The organism is Zavarzinia compransoris (genome assembly GCF_003173055.1).
Classification (GTDB): domain Bacteria; phylum Pseudomonadota; class Alphaproteobacteria; order Zavarziniales; family Zavarziniaceae; genus Zavarzinia; species Zavarzinia compransoris.
The window spans coordinates 994,420-1,014,021 of record NZ_QGLF01000002.1 but is presented as its reverse complement, the minus strand read 5'-3'; the positions used below and the strand labels follow the sequence as shown (position 1 = coordinate 1,014,021).

Here is a 19,602-nt window from a genome sequence, read left to right as displayed (position 1 = left end):
TTCAGCACCCCGACTGCGGAAAATATGCCGCGGTCGCGATGCAAAATCCATAGGCCGCCGGCCGCCGTCACACCTGATCCTGAATGACGGGAATCAGCGGCAGGTCGGCGGGCGGCATCGGGTATTCGCCCAGGCGCTTGCGCGGCACCCAGGCCAGCGCCGCATGCTCGCGCGCCACCGGTGTCCCCTCCCAGCGCCGGCAGATATAGACCGGCATCAGCAGGTGGAAATTGGGATAGGCATGGCTGGCGAAGGTCAGCGGCGCGAGGCAGGGCTCGCGCACGGTGATCCCCAGTTCCTCGTCCAATTCGCGGATGAGGGCGGTTTCCGGACTCTCGCCCGCCTCGATCTTGCCGCCGGGAAATTCCCACAGCCCGGCCAGCGACCGGCCGGCAGGGCGCTGTGCCAGAAGGATGCGCCGGTCGGCATCGACCAGCACGGCGGCGGTGACGAGGACGATGCGGGTCAAGGCGCCGTCAGCTCCGGTAATCGGCGTTGATGTCGATGTAGCCGTGGGTCAGGTCGCAGGTCCAGACCGTGGCCTCGCCCTTGCCGATGCCGACGTCGACCTCGATCCTGATGTCCCGGCTCTTGAAATGCTCGGTCGCCGCCGCCTCGTCGTGGCGGGGGTGGACGGCGCCCTTCTCGGCGACCAGGCGGCCGCCCATCTTGATGGTGATCTTGTCGCGGTCGGCCTTTTCGCCGGCCTTGCCCACCGCCATGACGATGCGGCCCCAATTGGCGTCGGCGCCGGCGATCGCGGTCTTCACCAGGGGCGAATTGGCGATCGAGAGGGCGATCGTCCGCGCCGCCTTGGCGCTTTGGGCCCCGGTCACGGTGATGGTGACGAATTTCTGCGCGCCCTCGCCGTCCTTGGCGACGAGTTGGGCCAGTTCGATCAGCAGGTCCTCGAAGGCCGCGCGGAAATTGCGGAAATGGCTGTCGGCCAGCTTCGCCACCGGCTTGTGCGTGGCGCCCTTGCCGGTCGCAAAGGCCAGCAGCGTATCCGAGGTCGAGGTGTCGCCGTCGACGGTGATCGAATTGAACGATTTGTCCGTCGCCTTGGCCAGCAGGGCCTGGAGCACGTCGGCCGGGATGGTGGCGTCGGTCGCGACGAAGGACAGCATGGTCGCCATGTCGGGCGCGATCATGCCCGAGCCCTTGGCGATGCCGACGATGGTCACCGGCTTGCCGTCGATCTCGGTCTTGCGGGTGGCGGCCTTGGGGAAAGTGTCGGTGGTCATGATCGCCCGCGCCGCCTCGTCCCAGCGCTCGGGCTTCAGGGTGGTGGCGAGGCGCGGCAGGGCGGCGGTGACCTTTTCCGCCGGCAGCACTTCGCCGATGACGCCGGTCGAGGCCATGAACACCGCATCCGCCTTGCAGCCGACGAGCTTGGCCGCGGCGACCGCGACGGTCTTGGCCGCGGCGGCGCCCGCCTTGCCGGTGAAGGCATTGGCATTGCCCGAATTGACCACGAGCGCCCGGGCATTGCCCTTGTCGAGGATCGAGCGGCACCAGTCGACCGGGGCCGACGCGCATTTCGACGTGGTGAAGACGCCCGCGACCGTGGTGCCGGCCGCGAAACGCATCATCATCAGGTCGGTCCGTCCCTTGTAGCGGACGCCGGCCTCGATCGCGCCGAGTTCGATACCGGCGATCGCGGGCAGCGCCGGCAGCCCCTCGGGGGCGAGCGGCGAAACGGGATGGGCTTTCCCACCGGCCATGGAAACTTCTCCTCAGGCAGGGTTAGACGCGGGGACGGACAGGAATCACTGTGCGGGGGTCGGCGCGATCTGCGGACGCGGCACGGAACCGTCGGGGTTCAGGATTTCGATCTTCAGGCCGGCCTTCAATTCCTCGATCTTGGCCGCGGTCAGTTCCTGCACCACCATCTGCCGCACCTGGTCCTTCACGCTTTCGAAGGGCGGCGGCTCCCGCTTGCGGCGGTCCTCGACCAGGATCAGGTGCCAGCCGAACTGGGTCTTCACCGGGCCGACCACCTTGCCCTTCTCGGCGGCGAAGGCCGCCTCGGCGAATTCGGGCACCATGCGGTCGCGGGTGAAATAGCCGAGGTCGCCGCCCGAACCGTCGCGGCTGTCCTTGGAATTCTTGTTGGCGAGTTCGGCGAAATCGGCGCCCTTCTCCAGTTCCGCCTTCAGCTTCTTCGCCTGTTCCTCGCTGTCGACCAGGATGTGGCGGGCGCGCACTTCCTCCTCGGGCGGGTTGTCGGCGACGACCTTGTCGTATTTCGCCTTCAGCACCGCATCCGTGACCCCCGCCTCGATCACCTTCGAGACATAGAGATCCTCGAGCACGCGCTCGCGCAGCAGGTCCATCTGGCGGGTGAATTCCGGATCCTTGTCGACGCCGGCCTTGGCCGCGGCCAGCGCCATCACCTTGCGGTCGACGAGTTGCTGGACCAGTTCGGTGAAGATGGCGTCCATCGGGATCTGCGCGAATTGCTCGGGCAGGGTCTTATAGGCGGCGACCACTTCGGAGCGGCGGATGACGCCGTCGCCGACCTTGGCGACGACCGGATCCTCGGCGGCGGCGGGGGTGGCGGCGGCGGGCGCCGCGGCATCGGCCGGGGCAGGGCTGGCCGTCCCCTCGGCATGGGCGGCCTGGGAAAGCGCCAGGCCGAAAGCGAGCAGGCACGGAAGAGCAAGACGAGACATGATTACCCCGAATGGGACCCCGGAAGACCAGCCCGGGCGGGCCGGCGTGGCGCGGATCATGGAGCTTCCCGCGACGCTCTGCAAGCCGTCGCGGGAAGCTCCGGCGAATCGCTTCATGGCAGAAAGAAAAGGCAGGATTAGGGCAGGATAGGCGCCCCCGCCCGGCCCCGGCCCCGGCCCCGCCGGCCCCCGGCGCGGGCGCGGGCGGTGTCCGGAGACCCGGCACCACGTTGACATCGCGCGGGCACGGTCTTATCTGTCCCATGCCTTCGCGGGTGCCTTGATGGGCCCGCGAACCCAGTTCATGCGGGGCGCTTCCCCGCCTAATCCCTGCGCCCGTCAGGCCCCTTGGGGCTGATCGCGGTTAGAGAAGGTCGCTTCATGCTCCGCCTCGGCTCGCTCGCCAAACGGCTGTTCGGCAGCGCCAATGATCGTATGGTCAAGCAGCTTCGCAGCAAGGTCGAAGCGATCAACGCCCTCGAGCCCGGGATCTCGGCCCTCTCGGACGCGGACCTGCGCGCCCAGACCGACAAGTTCAAGGCCCGCCTCGCCGCGGGCGAAAGCCTGGACGACCTGCTGGCCGAAGCCTTCGCCACCGTCCGCGAGGCGGCGAAGCGCACGCTCGGCCAGCGCCATTTCGACGTCCAGCTGATCGGCGGCATGGTGCTGCATTCCGGCCGGATCGCCGAGATGCGCACCGGCGAAGGCAAGACCCTGGTGGCGACCCTCGCCGCCTATCTGAACGCGCTGGAGGGCCGGGGCGTCCACGTCATCACCGTGAACGACTACCTGGCGAAGCGCGACGCCGGCCAGATGGGCCGGGTCTACGGCTTCCTCGGGCTTGCCACCGGCGTCATCGTCCACGACCTCTCGGACGACGAGCGCCGCGCGGCCTATAACGCCGACATCACCTATGGCACCAACAACGAGTTCGGCTTCGATTATCTGCGCGACAATATGAAGTACCGGCTGGACCATCTGGTGCAGCGGCCCTTCCATTACGCCATCGTCGACGAGGTGGACTCGATCCTGATCGACGAGGCGCGCACGCCGCTGATCATTTCGGGCCCGACCGAGGACAATTCCGACCTCTACCGCCGCATCGACAACCTGATGCCGCGGCTGGTCGAGGCCGACTACGAGAAGGACGAGAAGCAGCGCTCCGTCTCCCTGTCCGAGGACGGCCAGGAGAAGTTCGAGAAGCTGCTGGTCGAGGCCGGCCTTCTCAGGAGCAGCAATCTCTACGACGCCGAAAACGTCACCATCGTCCATCACCTGCAGCAGGCGCTGCGCGCCCATGTCCTGTTCCGGCGCGACCGCGACTATGTGGTGAAGGACGACAAGGTCATCATCATCGACGAATTCACCGGCCGCATGATGACCGGCCGGCGCTATTCGGAAGGCCTGCACCAGGCGCTGGAGGCCAAGGAAAACGTCACGGTCCAGAACGAGAACCAGACGCTGGCCTCGATCACCTTCCAGAATTATTTCCGCCTCTACCCGAAACTTTCGGGCATGACCGGCACGGCGGCGACGGAAGCGGCCGAATTCGCGGAAATCTACAAGCTCGAAGTGCTCGAGATTCCGACCAATGTTCCGGTCAAGCGGAAAGACCTCGACGACGAGGTCTATCTGACGATGACGGACAAATACAATGCCATCGTCGCCCTGATCGAAGAGTGCCGGAAGCGCCAGCAGCCGGTGCTGGTCGGCACCGTCTCGATCGAGAAGTCGGAACTCCTTTCCGCCCATCTGACCAAGAAGCAGGTGCCGCACCGGGTGCTGAACGCCCGCTTCCACGAGCAGGAGGCCGGCATCGTCGCCCAGGCCGGCCAGCCGGGCGCCGTCACCATCGCCACCAACATGGCCGGCCGCGGCACCGACATCCAGCTCGGCGGCAATCTCTCCATGATGCTGGACGAGATCGCCGAGGGCCCGGGCCATGACGACGACGTCGCCCGCATCCGCGCCAAGCATGCGGTGGACAAGGAAACCGTGATCGCCGCCGGCGGCCTCTACATCATCGGCACCGAGCGCCACGAAAGCCGGCGCATCGACAACCAGCTGCGCGGCCGCTCGGGCCGCCAGGGCGACCCGGGCAATTCGAAATTCTTCCTCAGCCTCGAAGACGACCTGATGCGCATCTTCGGGTCGGACGGCCTCAGCCGCATGCTGCAGCGCCTCGGCCTGAAGGAAGGCGAGGCGATCATCCACCCCTGGGTGAACAAGGCCCTTGAGAAGGCGCAGCAGAAGGTCGAGGCGCGCAACTTCGACATCCGCAAGAACCTGCTGCGCTATGACGACGTGATGAACGAGCAGCGCAAGGCGATCTACGGCCAGCGCCGCGAATTCATGAACACGGACGACGTCTCGGACATCGTCGCCTCGATGCGCGACCATGTAGTGAACGACCTTGTCGCCAGCCATATCCCCGCCGGCTCCTATGCCGAGGCGTGGAACACGGAAGCCCTGCACGACGAGATCCTGCGCATCCTCACCCTCGACATGCCGGTGCAGGCCTGGGCGGCCGAGGAAGGCATCGCCGAGGACGAGATCCGCCAGCGCCTGGCCCAGGCGGTCGAGAGTTTCTTCGCCGACAAGGCCGAGCGCTTCGGCGCCGAGATCATCCGCATGATCGAGAAGAGCCTGCTGTTGCAGATCCTCGATCAATGCTGGAAGGAACACCTGCTGCAACTCGATTACCTGCGCCAGGCGATCGGGCTGCGCGCCTATGGCCAGCGCGATCCGTTGCGCGAATACCAGCAGGAAGCCTTCAACCTCTATGAAGCCATGCTGGACAAGATCAATGTCGAGGTCGTGCGCCTGCTGGCCCATGTCCAGATCCAGGTGAACCAGCCGCCCCCGGTCGACCTCGAGGAGCCGGCCGGTTTCGAGGCCATTCACGCCGATCCGCTGACCGGCGAGAACGAGGCCGCGCCCCTGCCGCTGCCGGACCCGGCCCCCCGCCCCGCCGATCCGCGCCGGGCGCCGGCCGCGAACTGGGGCAAGATCTCGCGGAATGCGCCCTGCCCCTGCGGTTCGGGCAAGAAGTTCAAGCATTGCCACGGCGCCCTTGAAAACTGAGGCGCCGGGCGCAAAGCTCGGCGCGGGGGCCTGACAGCATGGGAGATCGAGATGCGTAGCTTTGTCCTTGGCCTCGCCCTGCTCGCCTTCGCCGCCCCCGCCCTGGCGCAGCAGCCGGCGGAAGAACCCTTCGTGCCCCTGCCGCCCAGCACCACCTATCCGGATGCGAAGCCCGCGCCCGGCCAGAGCGTCGCGGCAGAGCGGCCCTGCGAATGCGCCATCGCCCAGGGTGCCTGCACCGCCAAGGTCCAGGTCACCGACGTCGGCCGCCGGCGCGACAATATCGGCGCCGACATCGCCTATCTGATCGAGATCACTTCGACCGACAAGCGCTGCTCGACCGTCAACTACCGTCTGCGCCTGGCCAGCCCGGACGGCCGCAGCGAGGAACAGACCTTCGAGGCGATCTTCGACAACGGCGCCTATCAGGCCGGCGGCAAGATCCGGGCGAACGTCAGCCCCGACGCCCGCCTGATCCCGAGCGGCGTCACCTGCTTCGTCTGTTCGGAGAACTGACCCCGGCCGGTCGCTCAGTGCCCGACGGTTTTCGAGAAACCGTTGACGATGACGACGCCGATGACGATCAGGGCGATGCCGGCGATCGCCGGCCAATCCAGGGACTGCCGGAACACGACATAGCCGATCACGGCGATCAGCACGATGCCGAGCCCGCTCCAGGTGGCATAGGCGATGCTGACCGGCAGCACCCGCAGCGCCAGCGACAGGCAATAGAACGAGCCGATATAGGCCGCGACCATCAGGCCGGTCTGCAACGGCCGGGTGAACTGCTGCGACGCCTGCAGGAAACTGGTCCCCGCCAGTTCGAGCAGGATGGCGACGACCAGCGGCAGATAGGCCTGGATCAGCATGTCGGTTCCTTTGACAGGGTCATGGCGTGCAGCCGGCCGACGACCGCCGCCCGGTCGGCGCTTTCCCCCGCCATGTCCGACAGCCACAGGCCGTCGGCGGCGAGGCGGACGATTTCCAGCGCCGTCCCGCCGTCGGTCGCGGCATGGGCGCGCAGATGGCCGGAGAGCCAGTCGGCCCAGCGGCTGCGGAAGGCGGGTTCGGCGAAGAGCACGCAGGAGAGAATGCCCCAGGTCCGCTCCTGCTCGGTCGGCTCGGCCGCCGTCATGACCGCGAGATAGGCGCGGGTGAAGCGCCCCCCGGGCACCGGATCGGCGGCGAGCGCCTCTGCGAGCCGCCGGTCCAGCCGGGCGAGATATTCGCGGCACAGCGCCTCGAGCAAGGCCTGGCGGCTGGGGAAATGATGCAGCAGCCCGCCCTTGCTGACGCCGGCCGCCGCCGCCACCGCCTCCAGCCGGACATTGCCGATGCCCTGGCGCAGGGAAAGGTCCGCCGTGACCTCGAGCAGGTGGCGGCGCAGGATATCCGGCTGTTTCGGGCGGCGGTGGGCTTCGCTCATGATCGAAACATACCATCTAGGCGGTTTCATGGCAAGACGAGCCGAGACGGCTGTTGCAGCCATGCCGCAGGGCAGCGAAATCATGGCGGCGGCGTCAGGGATCGGTTGGTTTCGCCCCTGGACAGCGTGCTGCGATTGCGGCGAAATTGCGGCATCGCGATAATCGGCGCGGCACTGCCGTTCGGCATGACCGCGCCCGCATGAGGGACCCCACGCCTCCTGGCCGAGGCACCGCACCCGCCTTGACGCCCGCTGCCGCGGGCCGGCCCAGCACCGTCCTCCCCGCCCCGGACGCTGGCCGACAAGGACCTGCCGGTTCCCCGCTTTTCCCCTGCCTGCCCGCTCATGCCGCCGCTGCATGCGTGTCGTGCGGCAGTGCGATCGGCCGCGGCGATATCGGAAGGAACCGGATGGCACGGCCGGGGGTTGATGCCTTGACGCAGTTCCGGGTCATACAAAGATGCGCAAATACGCCGTCAATATCGCCGTCCTTCTTCTCGTCCTTGCCGCCCATGCCGGGCTCTGGGCTTGGCTGAACCGCCCGTCCGAGATGACCAATTGGCAGGGCAGCATCCAGGCCCTTTCGTTCGACCCGCACCGGGCCGACCAGGACCCCAACGACAACAGCCACCCGAGTGCTGCCCAGATCGAGGAAGACCTCGCCCTGGTCGCCACCGTCGCCCAGGGGGTCCGCACCTATTCGTCGCTGAACGGCCAGGACGAGATCCCGGCCATGGCGGCGCGCCACGGCCTGACGGTGATCGCCGGCGCCTGGCTGGACAAGCGCCAGGACAGCAACCAGCTGGAAATCGCCGGGCTGATCCGCATGGCGAACGAGAACGGCAACGTCAAGCGCCTGATGGTCGGCAACGAAGCCATCCTGCGCGGCGACCTGACCGTGCCCGAACTGATCCGCCTCCTGAAGGACGTGAAGCGCCAGGTCGACCAGCCGATCTCGACCGCGGAACCCTGGCACGTCTGGCTCGACCATCCCGAACTGGTCGAAGCGACCGACTATATCGCCGTGCACCTGCTGCCCTATTGGGAAGGCGTGCCCGCCGATCAGGCGCTGGACTATGTCGCGCGCCGCTACGAGCAGATCGCCCGCGCCTATCCGGGCAAGAAGATCCTGATCTCGGAAATCGGCTGGCCGTCGGACGGCCGCATGCGCGACGGCGCCACCCCGACCCTCGACAATGAAGCCAAGTTCATCCGCGACTTCCTGGTGATGGCGCGGGCCAAGGGCTGGGACTATTCGATCATGGAAGCCTTCGACCAGCCGTGGAAGCGGGGGATCGAAGGGGCGGTCGGCGCCTATTGGGGCATCTTCGACGCCCAGCGCGCGGCCAAGTTCCCCCTCGCGGGCGAAGTGGTCGCGGTGCAGAACTGGCAGACGCTGGCCGCCATCGCCGCCGCCATCGCCCTCCTGCCCCTGCTCTATTTCCTGCGCAAGTCGGACAATCTGAAGCCCCAGGGCCAGCTGATGTTCGCCGGCCTGATCCTGGTCGCGGCCAACCTCATGGTCTGGACCGTGCACTACGGCACCACCCAATATCTGAACGCGCCCATGATCGCGGTCTGGGGCCTGCTCTCCTTCGGCATGCTGTTCCTCCTGTCGCTGATCCTGGCCGAAGGCTTCGAGATGGCCGAGGGCCTGTTCGCCCGGCGGATGAAGCGCCACTTCACCCCCATGCGCCTGCCCGCCCACATCGAGCGCGACCGCCATTGGCCCAAGGTCTCGCTGCACCTGCCGATCTGCAACGAGCCGGCCGACATGGTGCGCCGGACCCTGGACAGCCTGGCCAAGCTCGACTACCCGAACCTCGAAGTCCTGGTGATCGACAACAACACCAAGGACCCCGCGATCTGGCAGCCGGTCGAGGCCTATTGCGAGCGGCTGGGCGAGCGCTTCCGCTTCTTCCACCTCGAAGTCTGCAAGGGCTTCAAGGCGGGCGCGCTGAACTTCGCCATGAGCCAGACCGCGCCCGACGCCGAAGTGGTCGGCGTCATCGACAGCGACTATCTGGTCGAACCCGACTGGCTGAAGTCCACCATCCCCTATTTCGACGAGGACAAGGTCGGCTTCGTGCAGGCGCCGCAGGACCATTACGACTGGGCCGGCAACGCCTTCAAGGAAATGATCAACTGGGAATATGCCGGCTTCTTCCACATCGGCATGCAGATCCGCAACGAGCGCGACGCGATCATCCAGCACGGCACCATGACCCTGATCCGCCGCAAGGCGATGGAAGGGGTCGACAATTGGTCGACCTGGACCATCTGCGAAGACGCGGAAATGGGCCTGAAGCTGATGCACGAGGGCTGGAAGTCCGTCTACATCAACCACCGCTTCGGCCGCGGCGTGACCCCGGACAGTTTCGCCGCCTACCGCAGCCAGCGTTTCCGCTGGGCCTTCGGCGCCATGCAGATCCTGCGCGGCCGCAAGTCCTGGCTGAACCCGTTCAAGGACACCGGCCTGACGCTCGCCCAGAAGTATCACTTCATCATGGGCTGGGCGCCGTGGTTCGCCGATGCCATGAACCTGATGTTCACGGTCGCCGGCCTGCTGTGGACCGTCGGCCTGCTGGTCCTGCCCGAATATTTCGCCTTCCCGGTCACCCTGTTCCTGGTGCCGACCCTGGCCGTCTTCGGCTTCAAGCTGGCCTATACCTTCTCGCTCTACGCCAAGCGCGTGCCCTGCACGCCGATGCAGGCCCTGGGCGCGGCGATTTCCGGCCTGGCGCTGACCTATACGGTGGGCAAGGCCTTCGCGATCGGCCTGTTCAAGAAGGACAAGCCCTTCCTGCGCACGCCGAAATGCGAGGACAAGCCGGCGGCGATCCAGGGCGTGCTGAATGCCCGCGAGGAAACCACCCTGATGATGATGCTGTGGGCGGCGGCGGCGGCGGTCGCGGTCGTCTACGGCGAGCGGGACCGGGAAGCCTGGGTCTGGGTCGCGGTCATGCTGGTGCAGTCCCTGCCCTATCTGGCGGCGCTGGTGCTGTCCATGATCTCGGCAGTGCCGGGCCTGCGCTGGCTGCCCTTCGGCCGGACCTCGGCCCGGGGCCAGCTGCCCGCCGCCGGCCAGGTCCAGACCCCGGGGGCCGGCCACTGAGGCCGGCCGACGGGACAGGGATCGGCAACAGGTGCTTTCATCTCTCCGGCCGCGCATCGAAGCGTTTCTGCGCGGCCGTTTCTTTCGCTTCGCCCTGATCGGTACCGGCGGCGCCCTCGTCGACGTCGCCGCCCTTTACCTGGCGCTGCACCTGCTCGGCCTCGGGCTTTACGGCGGGCGGGTGTTTTCCTTCCTCTGCGCCGTCACCTTCACCTTTTTCGCCAATCGCGCGATCACCTTCCGCGACAGCGCTAAAGTCCCCCTGCTGCGGCACTGGCTCATCTTCGCCACCAGCCAATTGGGCGGGCTGTCGGCCAATTACGCGGTCTATGCCGCGATGGTGACCTGGTGGGGCCTGGCGCGCGACATTCCGGCGATCGCCGTCGCCTTCGGCTCGATCGCCGGCCTTGCCTTCAACTATATGGCGGCCAGCCGGCTGGTGTTCCGCAGCCCCCCTCACCCCGGCCCTCTCCCCCAAGGGGGCGAGGGAGTCGATGCCGCCTCTCCCTCGCCCCTCCGGGGAGAGGGCCGGGGTGAGGGGCAGGCTCCGGCGGTTCGGCCGGAAGCCGACAAACGTTAAGCGACGGTTTCGACCGGGGGGATCTCGCCCGGGCGGGCGCGGGATTTCGCCTTGCTTTTCGGGGCGGCGGCGGGCGGCGGTTCCGGGGCCAGCGGCACGGCCTTGGCCGCCGCCTCCAGCTCATCCAGCGACCGGCGCAGGAAATCGACGAAATCGCCGATGTCCGGCATGATCCGCCGGCACGACGAAACGCCGATCGACAGCGTGCCGTTATAGCTGAAGATCGCGATCAGCAGCCCCATGCCGTCGAAGATCGGGCCGTAGCCGATCTGGGCGGTCAGCTGGCTGCCCAGGGTGTAGAGCGGGATCTGCGGCCCCGGCACATTGGTGATCACGCAGTTGAACAGCGGATTATGGGCGTCCGCCACCTTCATCCGGGTATAGAGCCGGGCGGCCAGCGCCGCGGTCGCCGAGGGCACGAAGCGGGTATAGTCGGTCAGGGTGCGGGCGCCGATGGCATGGGTCATGCCCTTCGACTTTTCCGTATTGTGCTTTACCGCGGCCAGGCGTTGCAGGGGCTCGGCGATATCGGTGGCGATCGACACCAGCATGCCCGAGACCTGATTGCCTTGGGTGCCCTTCTCCGCCTCGTTGCGGACCGATATCGGCGCGAAGGCGACCAGCGGCTTGTCGGGCAGGGCCTGATGCTTTTCCAGCCAGCGGCGCAGCGCCCCGGCGCAGACCGTCAGCACCACGTCGTTCACCGTGGCCCCCGGCACCGCCTTGCGGATGCGCTTCACCGTATCGAGGGAGAAAATCGCCCCGTCCCACACGCGCTGGGCCGAGATCGGCACGTTCAGCGGCGTCTTCGGCGCCTGGAAGGGCGCCGGCGGCGGGTCTTCCCGATATTGCGGCAGGCGGGCGACCGTGCCGATCACGGTCGAGGCGAGGCGCGCCCCGCCCTCGATCAGCTTGAAGGGCGCGACCACATTGGTCAGCGCCGTGCGCAGCAGCAATTGCCGGGTCGAGGGGATGCGGTCCGGCACCCAGCGCTTGCGCGGCGGCTCGATGTTGCGGCCCTCGGGCGTCAGGTCGGTCAGGGCGAAGAGGATGTCGTTGGAAGAAACCCCGTCGATCGCCGCGTGATGGATCTTGACCAGGGTGGCGAAACTGCCCGGGGGCAGCCAGTCGACCTTGTCCAGCCCCTCGATGACGTAGAATTCCCACAAGGGCCGGGTCCGATCCAGGGGATGGGACAGGATGCGCGAGACCATGGTCACCAGGGACTTCCAATCCCCCGGCGACGGCACCGCAACATGGCGCAGGTGATAGTCGAGGTCGAACTCCGGATCCTCGGCCCAATAGGCGCGGTCGAGATGCAAGGGCACCTCGACCAGGCGCTGGCGGAAGGTGCGCGCCAGGTGCAGGCGCTTCTCGATGCCCTGGCGGATCAGGTCGAAGCTGAACGGCTGGCTGGCGGTCGCCGGGTCGTAGAAGCACAGGCCCGCGATATGCATGGGCGAATTCGCCGTCTCAAGGGTCAGGAACCCCTGGTCCAGGCCCGACAACTGCTGCATGGCACCGTTCCTTCCCCCGGTTGCAAGGACGCGATAGGCAACGGACGGAAACATAGAGTAACCACCCCGGCCGGTCAGCGGCTAGAGCGGTTTCCGACAAAGTGGAGACCGGTTTGTCGTCAGAAACCGCTCCATTCAAGGACGCTGGAGCGAATGCCGGTTCAATGAACCGGCATTCGCTCCAGGGCGATTCGCGAAGCGGGGCGTGCGGTTATGGCGCAGGCTTCAGGCTGGGCAGGACCGGCGGCTGCGCGTCGCCGTCGGCGCGGCCGGCGCCCGGCTTCATCGCCACATGGCGGACCGGGCTGGCGATATCGGCGCGCGATGGCTTGGCCGAGGGACGGCGCGGCTCGTCCGCCCGTTCGGTCGGGCGGCGGGCGGGTTCGACCGCGACATGACCGGGATCACCGGCGGAATAGACCGGGCGGCCCATGACCACCGGCTTGCCGGCGCGGATATGCACGGTCGCCCCGGCCACTTGGGCATCCAGCGTGCCGGCGGCGGCCCCCTCGGTGCGGGCGGGAACCGAAGCCTCGACCAGGCGCGGGCTGGCGGCGGCCGGACGGGTGCCGACCTCGGGACGTTCGGCCGGCACGGTCATCGCCGCCGCGGCCATTTCGATATCGGCGTCGCCGCGCCCGCCGTAGATGAAGCCGTAAAGCGGATAGGCGCTGGTGCCGTAATCGTCGATCAGCGGGTACCAGACCCGGACCATCGACCAGTCGTTGCGCGGGGAGACGTCGATCACGGAAACGCCGCGGTCGATCTTGCCCTTGCGGCCGCTGCGCCGCGTCGCCCAATTGGCATGGTCGATCACGACCTCGCGCGCATTCACCACTTCGCGCACCACGGCGACATGGCCGCGGCGCATGCCGTTGGCGCGCTTGAAGACCATGACCGAGCCGGCCTGCGGCTTGCCGCCGGTGCGATAGCCGGCGCCGCGCGCCTGCCCCCACCACGTCCAGGCATCGCCCATGATGGCGACGCCCGAAACCTGCCGGGCATAGGGCACGCATTCAATGGCACGGGCGGGCGTGGTGACCGAAACGCAGAAGGCAAGGACGAAAGAGGCAAGCGCTACCCGCACGATAAGCCTTGAACGCTGCGTCATCCTGCCCCCGATGGATTGCCGACTGCCCTGCCCAACCCGTGTAACAAACCGAAATAATCATGTCCACCCGCAAATCCGCCCGTGCCCGCCCCCGCCGGCCGGGCCCCCGGCCACCGCGACCACAAGATATGGGCGAGAATCGGGCGGGGCCGTTGCTCCCGGCCCCAAAGGATTGGTAAAGGTGGAAAATTCCGGGGCCGCGAAGGGCCCGATCTGGGCAGAAAACATGTCTTGGCTTGATGCGGACGAACCGGCACCCGTCGATATCGTCAATCCCGGCGGCAGCGCCGATGCCGTTCTCCTGTGCGACCACGCCAGCCCGCGCCTGCCCCGGCGCCTGGGCGATCTCGGCCTTTCCGAGGCGGCGCGGCTGGATCATATCGGCTGGGATATCGGCGCCGCGGCAGTGGCCCGGCGCCTGTCGGCCCTGATCGACGCGCCCCTGGTGCTGACCGGCTATTCGCGCCTCGCGATCGACTGCAACCGCCCGGCCGGCGTGCCGACCTCGATCCCGGCCCTGACCGGCGGCATCGCCGTGCCCGGGAATCAGGCCCTGACGGCGGCGGCACGGCAGCAGCGGGAAGATGCCCTGTTCCACCCCTATCACCGCGCCATCGCCGACCTTCTGGACCGGCGCCGGGCGGCGGGGCGGCGCGCCGTGGTGCTGGCGATCCATTCCTTCACCCCGAACCTGGGCGCGCCCCGGCCCTGGCAGATCGGCATCACCTATGGCCGCGACCGGCGCCTGGCGGGGGCCCTGATCGACGTCTTGCGGCGGGATTGGCCGGCGCTGACGGTCGGCGACAACCAGCCCTATGCGGTCACCGATTCAGGCGACTACGCCATGCCCATCTATGGCGAGCGCCGCGGCAACCTGCATGCCCTGATCGAGATGCGGAACGACGGCCTGCGCGACGAAGCGGGCCAAGCCGAATGGGCCGGCCGGCTGGCCGCCTGCTGGCAGGCGCTCGCCCCCGCCCTGGGCGGCCTGGACCGGCTGCCGGTCAGTTCCGGACCGTGAAGGCGTTGCGGACCGTGATCGTCTGAGGTGGAAACAGGAAGGGCACTTCCGGCATGATCCGGCATTCCCCGTTCTCGCCGTAATCGTAGACCATCTCGATAATTATATTGGGCCCGGTGAATGCCGGCGTAGTAAAACGGAGACAATTCGGCTTGTTCACGAAGAAGCCCCCCATGATCTTGTTTCTCTCCTCGACGAAGATCGCCTGACGATCGGGGCCATCCTCGCCGAGTGCAACGAGGCGCGAGATCTCGCCGACCCGGTGGCGCAATTGGACATAGTCGGCCAGGACTTCGCCATAGGAGAGGATGCCGAACAGCATCACGAACATGACGCTGGACAGCAGCGCGAATTCGATGATGGTCGCGCCCCGTTCGCCGCCGCCAGTTTCAGCGCGTCGCCATTTCATCAAAAGCCTCCTCGCCTTGCGGCGGCACGGATCGGGTTCAATTGACAAGACGGGCCCCCGAACTGCAGGTCAGGTTGGCCCCGACGTCAACCTGATTGAGTTTCAGCCCGAGAAAATCGGTCAGGAAATTGAGCAAGGGGTCCAGCACCTTGGACAGCAGCGTGACGATCGGGGCAAGCACGGTATTGGTGATGTTCAGCGCCGCCTGCAACACCCCGACCTCGGAGAACAATAGATTGGAAAGCACGCCCGCGGTCGGCGCCGGCTTCATGGCCTGGATCTTGGTCGACGCCAGACTGTCGCGCAGGCTGGCGATATAATTGTTGGTGTTATAGGTGCAATAGCCCGGCGCCTCGCCCACCACCGGCGGATCGGTGAAGGCGCTGGAGCAGAGGCCGGACGGCCCCGAGGGGCTGAGCGTCGTCTGCCCGTTGCCGAGCAGCGGCGTTTCCAGCTTCAGCGCGATGCCCCCGCCCGAGAAGGCGACCCGGGGCTGCTGGGTCGTGGTCGAGGTGATGTTGCAGGTCAGCTTGAGGAGCAGCAGGCCGCAGACCTTGCGCTGCGTGGCCGTGGTCAGGATCGTGCCGATGTCGATCAGGGCGAGCGGATTCATCACCGGAAAGCTGGACGAACTGAAGACCGAGGCCGGATTGGTGAGAGCGCCGACATTCAGCTTGGCAACGCTGGTATTGACCTGCGTATAGAGCCGCTTGCCGCCGTTCGGGGTGTTGCAGTCGTAGTCGGTGACATAGGCCTCGCCGCCGCCGACGTCGAGCACGATATCGATGCCCGGTCCCTTACCGCCGCCCCGGTCCAGAATCTTGATGTCGACGATATTCTTGGTCTCGGATTTGGTGATATCGCAGGCCAGCAGACAGATCACCCCTTCGAGCAGGGCGCCGACCAGATTGAGCAGATCGGACACTGCGGCAACGACATTGAGGCTGAGCACGGAATTCAGCACCGGCACCACGGGCGCGATCAGGGCCGCCACCGCGTTCAGCAGGCTGTTGAAGACGTTCAATACCGGCAGGTCGATCGAGAGATAGAGGCGGATCTGCGCCGTGCGGACATAGATCGCATTGGCCCCCGTCTTCTGGTTCACCTCATGCTTGGCAAGTTCCGGATTGCCGATCGCCGACAGGCGGGGCTTTTCGATCACGGCGAATTTCAATTTCACCGTGGCGATGCCGCCGAGCAGGTTGGTCACCGGGGCCAGCGCATTCAGGGCCGAGGTCAGGGGCGAACTGGCGGCACCGCCGCCGAGCGAACTCAGCAGGGTGGTGATGCCGGCGGTCGAGAGGGTGATGTCGCCCGAAAGCGCGCTGGTGCCATTGGCCGCGACCAGCACGCCCTCGAGGAAATCGAGCACGCCGAGATTGACGTCGAGGCCCGAGGCCGGGGTCCCGGTCTGCACGCCGATCAGGTCGCCCAAGCGGATCACCGCCGTGCCGACCGTCGCCGAGGTCGCCGTGCGCACCGCATTGAGCGCGAGACCGGCGGTCGTGTTGGCGCCCAGCGCCTCCACCCCCGCCCCCAGGATCTCGCCGACGGTCAGATAGCTGTTCAGGACCTGGGTATAGGCGCCGGCCTGGAGATTGAGCGAGGCGCCGTTGCGCAGGATCAGCGTATCGAGATAGCCGAGCAGGTTGAGGTTGACGTTGGCCAGATTGTTCCAGCCGACCAGCGACAGGTTCACCCCGCCGCCGAGCAGCCCGAGAAGCTGGTTCAGCGCCCCGCCGCTCAGGGTCGCGACCGTGCTGCGGATGGTCAGCTGGGCCTGGGGCGGGCCCGCCTTCACCGCGGTCGAGGTCGCGCCGACGTCGATGACGTCGACCTCGAAGATGCGGGCGAAGAAACTGGGCGATTCGGCTTCGCCCAGCATGCGGGCGGCATCCTGGGCCGCATCATTGGCGCGGAAGCGCTGGCCGAGGGGCGGCAGCTGGCCCTGGTTGTCGCGCGTGGTGTTGTAGCCGCCGATGCAGAGATTGGCGGTCCGCGGCGACGACGGGCTGCCGCAGCCGATGCCGACGGTAAAGCCGCCTTCGGTGCTGTATTCCTGGTTCATCACCTGGGCCGCGGCCAGCCGCGCCGCTTCCTGGTAGCCGGACGCGCCGTCGAGCTCGCGGGCGGCGGCGATGGTGGCGAGGTCGAGCGCATCCTGCAGGCGCTGCTTCGAGTAATAGGCATAGCCGAGGTCGACCACCATCGCCGTCATGCCGACGAGGGCGATGAGGAAGACGGCGAACAGGATCGCCGCCGCCCCTCTCTCCGTCTCGCTCCCGATCCCGCCGCGGCGTGTCATGATCTGGCCCGAACCGCTCAGGGAACCGAGAATTTGTTGTGCGCCACCAGTTCCGACGGCATCGGCAGCATCAGCGACGGCATGGTCCGGCAGCCCTCGCGGTCGAGGTAGTAGCGGCCGGTGATCGTGACTTCGCCCTGGAACGGCGACGGCGCGAAGACCGCGCAGCCGCTGCTGAAGCCATAGCTCGAGTTCACCTGGGTGATCGCCGCCGCATAGCGGGCCTGGCGGTCGGTCAGGTCGTCGCCCATGGCCACCTGGCGCGACAATTCGCCGACCGCGTATTTCAGCTGTACATAGGTCGCCAGCACCTCGCCATAGGCAAGGATGCCGAGGACCATGACCACCATGATCCCGCTGGCGAAGGCGAATTCGATCATCGCCACGCCGCGTTCGGCCAGCGGCAGGTTACGGAACAAGTTTGGCATTGCCGCACTCCAGGTCGATCACCGCCACATCCGCCACGCCAACCCGGATCCCCAGCGTATCGAGGAGCAGGTCGACGATCGCGTCGAGCAGCGGCCCGAGGATGCCCGCGATCAGCACATCCCCGACGATGAAGGTGACGAGGTCGATCAGCGGGGCGAGCACATAGGTGCCGAGAAAACCGCCGAGTTGCAAGCCGAGCGCCTGCTTGAGGTTCGCCCCCAGGGTCGAAATGATCTGAACCGTGCCGACGCGGACGGTGCTGGGGAAGGCCTGGGCATCGGCAGGCGCGCCCGGCTGGTCGAAAACGGCGGCAAGATCGGGGAAGGCGTCGCCGTCCGTGCTTTCCCGGGCATGGACATCGCGCTGCGCCGTCGGCCCGACCACCGGCAGGTTGACCCCCAGCCCGACGTCGAGCAGCGGCAGCGCGCCCCACAGCAGGGAAAGCGAGAGCACCGACAGCGGCGATGCCGTCGCCGGCGCGCTGTTCGAGAGAAAGGCCGCGCGGTCGATCTGGCCGATATGGGCCGTCAGGAGACCGGTATCGATATTCATCGCCACATAGCGGTCGGCAGCGTTCGGCGGCGAACAGCCGAGTTCGGTGACCACCGCCTGGGCCGGCGCGACATTGATGCCGACGCTGAGGTTCTTGGTCCCGGGCAGCAGCTGGATCTGGACCCCGACCAGTTGCAGCAGGCCGAGGAGGCCGTTGACGCCCGAGATCGCGCTGCCGAGCGGGCCTTCGAGGTTGACCTGCAGCAGGAGGCGGATCTGGGCCGTGCGCAGCAGGTTGTTGCCGGTGCGGATATCGTTCTCGGTGATCAGGCGCATGCCGCTCGGCGGCTGGGGCGGCTCGACCACGGAGACGTCGAGGCTGGCGCCGAGGAAAGTGCCGAGGCTGACGCCGAGGGCATGGGGGCCGGTCTCATTGGCGGCGGTGGAGGCGGCGAAGATCCCGGCGGTCACGAGGTCGAACAGGTTCACCGGCACGGCAAGGCCGGCCTCGGCCGTGCCGAGGGCGACGCCGAGAAGGTCGCCCAGCTTGACGTTGACATCGCGCAATTGCGCCAGCGGCAGCTTGCTGAGGCCGGGGAAGGCATCGCCGAGACCGATGCCGAGGTCGACCGCCTCCTGCATACCGCTGGCGGCGTTCTGGGCGACATCGGCGGCGACCCCGAGCACGCCGAGCACCGAGACATCGGTGCCGAGCAATTGGTTGTAGTCGCCGACATTGAGCCCGACCTTGACCGCATAGGCGTCGAGCAGGCCGAGAAGATCGATATTGGCCCCGAGCAGGCCCTTGTAGTCCAGCGCGGTCAGGTTGACGCTGCTGCCGAGGACGAGGCCGAGGATACCGTTCAGCAAGCCTTCGTTCAGGCCGGCAAGGCCGCTGCCGATGCGGACCGTCGCATAGGTGCCGCTGTTGATCGCGGTCGAACGGGCGGCGACGTTCAGGTCGTTCCGGGCCAGAATGCGCGAGAAGAAGCGCGGCGAGTCCGCGCGGCCCTTGAGTTGCACCGCGGTCGGTGCATCGCCGCTGCCCAGGCTTTCGGGCACGAAGCGGCTCTGCACCGCGCGGGTGCGGTCATAGCGGCCGTATTGGATCGAGCCCAGGCTGTCGGCGCTCAGGCCGTTGCGGCTCAGCACGTTGATGGCGGCGGCCTGCGCCCGCTCGCGCTGCGAGCTCGCGCCGTCCAGTTCCCGGACGGCGGCAAGCGCTGCCAGATCCAGGCTGTCCTGAAGGCGCTGGCGCGAATAATAGGCGTAGCCGAAGTCGACGACGAAGGCGATCATCATGATCAGCAAGGGCAGGGCGATGGCGAAAATGATCGCCGAGGCCCCTCTCTCCCCGCGTTCGCGCCGCACTTCGGCGTTGGCTCTGGTGCTTTCGTCTTGCATCACGCGACCCCGACTGACCCTGGTGCGGAGGTTA

General features: G+C 67.2%; 16 protein-coding genes. 5 read left to right on the top strand and 11 right to left on the bottom strand.

Annotated elements, in window-relative coordinates:
- Window positions 1-67: 67 nt before the first annotated feature.
- The 3 genes from mutT to DKG75_RS10530 are packed head-to-tail and all read right to left on the bottom strand — an operon-like array spanning window position 68 to window position 2,675.
- Window positions 68-469: an 8-oxo-dGTP diphosphatase MutT gene (gene mutT, locus DKG75_RS10540; protein WP_109921021.1), complete on the bottom strand. Its 402-nt coding sequence runs from the start codon at window positions 467-469 to the stop codon at window positions 68-70.
- Window positions 470-476: 7 nt separating this feature from the next.
- Window positions 477-1,724, bottom strand: coding sequence for a bifunctional glutamate N-acetyltransferase/amino-acid acetyltransferase ArgJ (argJ, locus tag DKG75_RS10535; RefSeq protein ID WP_109921020.1), 1,248 nt, complete (start codon window positions 1,722-1,724; stop codon window positions 477-479).
- Window positions 1,725-1,769: 45 nt separating this feature from the next.
- Window positions 1,770-2,675: a peptidylprolyl isomerase gene (locus tag DKG75_RS10530; protein WP_133636801.1), complete on the bottom strand. Its 906-nt coding sequence runs from the start codon at window positions 2,673-2,675 to the stop codon at window positions 1,770-1,772.
- 381 nt (window positions 2,676-3,056) lie between these two features.
- Between DKG75_RS10530 and secA the strand changes: the two genes are divergently transcribed.
- Complete coding sequence (gene secA, locus DKG75_RS10525) at window positions 3,057-5,759, top strand: preprotein translocase subunit SecA (protein ID WP_109921018.1); 2,703 nt, start codon at window positions 3,057-3,059, stop codon at window positions 5,757-5,759.
- 51 nt (window positions 5,760-5,810) lie between these two features.
- Window positions 5,811-6,275: a hypothetical protein gene (locus tag DKG75_RS10520; protein WP_109921017.1), complete on the top strand. Its 465-nt coding sequence runs from the start codon at window positions 5,811-5,813 to the stop codon at window positions 6,273-6,275.
- A 14-nt stretch (window positions 6,276-6,289) separates the two neighbouring features.
- Here DKG75_RS10520 and DKG75_RS10515 read toward each other — a convergent pair whose 3' ends face one another.
- On the bottom strand, window positions 6,290-6,628 hold the full coding sequence (locus DKG75_RS10515; RefSeq protein WP_166646360.1) for a DMT family transporter: 339 nt from the start codon (window positions 6,626-6,628) through the stop codon (window positions 6,290-6,292).
- Window positions 6,622-7,185, bottom strand: a complete 564-nt coding sequence (locus tag DKG75_RS10510; protein WP_166646361.1) for a TetR/AcrR family transcriptional regulator — start codon at window positions 7,183-7,185, stop codon at window positions 6,622-6,624. The genes DKG75_RS10515 and DKG75_RS10510 overlap by 7 nt, the downstream gene beginning before the upstream one ends.
- Window positions 7,186-7,645: 460 nt before the next feature.
- Between DKG75_RS10510 and DKG75_RS10500 the strand changes: the two genes are divergently transcribed.
- Window positions 7,646-10,300 (top strand): glycosyltransferase, encoded by a 2,655-nt coding sequence (locus tag DKG75_RS10500; RefSeq protein WP_109921014.1) that lies wholly within the window; start codon window positions 7,646-7,648, stop codon window positions 10,298-10,300.
- Between the two features lie 31 nt (window positions 10,301-10,331).
- Complete coding sequence (locus DKG75_RS10495; RefSeq protein WP_109921013.1) at window positions 10,332-10,880, top strand: GtrA family protein; 549 nt, start codon at window positions 10,332-10,334, stop codon at window positions 10,878-10,880.
- Here DKG75_RS10495 and DKG75_RS10490 read toward each other — a convergent pair.
- Complete coding sequence (locus DKG75_RS10490; RefSeq protein ID WP_166646362.1) at window positions 10,877-12,397, bottom strand: WS/DGAT/MGAT family O-acyltransferase; 1,521 nt, start codon at window positions 12,395-12,397, stop codon at window positions 10,877-10,879. The genes DKG75_RS10495 and DKG75_RS10490 overlap by 4 nt on opposite strands.
- Window positions 12,398-12,608: 211 nt before the next feature.
- On the bottom strand, window positions 12,609-13,484 hold the full coding sequence (locus DKG75_RS10485) for a CHAP domain-containing protein (RefSeq protein ID WP_208111970.1): 876 nt from the start codon (window positions 13,482-13,484) through the stop codon (window positions 12,609-12,611).
- Window positions 13,485-13,734: 250 nt separating this feature from the next.
- Here DKG75_RS10485 and DKG75_RS10480 point away from each other — a divergent pair, with 250 nt between their 5' ends.
- On the top strand, window positions 13,735-14,529 hold the full coding sequence (locus tag DKG75_RS10480) for an N-formylglutamate amidohydrolase (RefSeq protein WP_109921097.1): 795 nt from the start codon (window positions 13,735-13,737) through the stop codon (window positions 14,527-14,529).
- On the opposite strand, the gene DKG75_RS10475 is transcribed toward DKG75_RS10480, so the two are convergent.
- The 4 genes from DKG75_RS10475 to DKG75_RS10460 are packed head-to-tail and all read right to left on the bottom strand — an operon-like array spanning window position 14,513 to window position 19,568.
- Window positions 14,513-14,938 (bottom strand): TadE/TadG family type IV pilus assembly protein, encoded by a 426-nt coding sequence (locus DKG75_RS10475; RefSeq protein WP_109921010.1) that lies wholly within the window; start codon window positions 14,936-14,938, stop codon window positions 14,513-14,515. The two genes, DKG75_RS10480 and DKG75_RS10475, sit on opposite strands and share 17 nt — an antisense overlap.
- Before the next feature lie 37 nt (window positions 14,939-14,975).
- Complete coding sequence (locus tag DKG75_RS10470) at window positions 14,976-17,243, bottom strand: pilus assembly protein TadG-related protein (protein ID WP_109921009.1); 2,268 nt, start codon at window positions 17,241-17,243, stop codon at window positions 14,976-14,978.
- 17 nt (window positions 17,244-17,260) lie between these two features.
- Complete coding sequence (locus DKG75_RS10465; RefSeq protein ID WP_133636803.1) at window positions 17,261-17,671, bottom strand: TadE/TadG family type IV pilus assembly protein; 411 nt, start codon at window positions 17,669-17,671, stop codon at window positions 17,261-17,263.
- Window positions 17,652-19,568: a pilus assembly protein TadG-related protein gene (locus DKG75_RS10460; protein WP_109921007.1), complete on the bottom strand. Its 1,917-nt coding sequence runs from the start codon at window positions 19,566-19,568 to the stop codon at window positions 17,652-17,654. Before DKG75_RS10460 ends, DKG75_RS10465 begins: the two co-directional genes overlap by 20 nt.
- Between the last annotated feature and the right edge of the window lie 34 nt (window positions 19,569-19,602).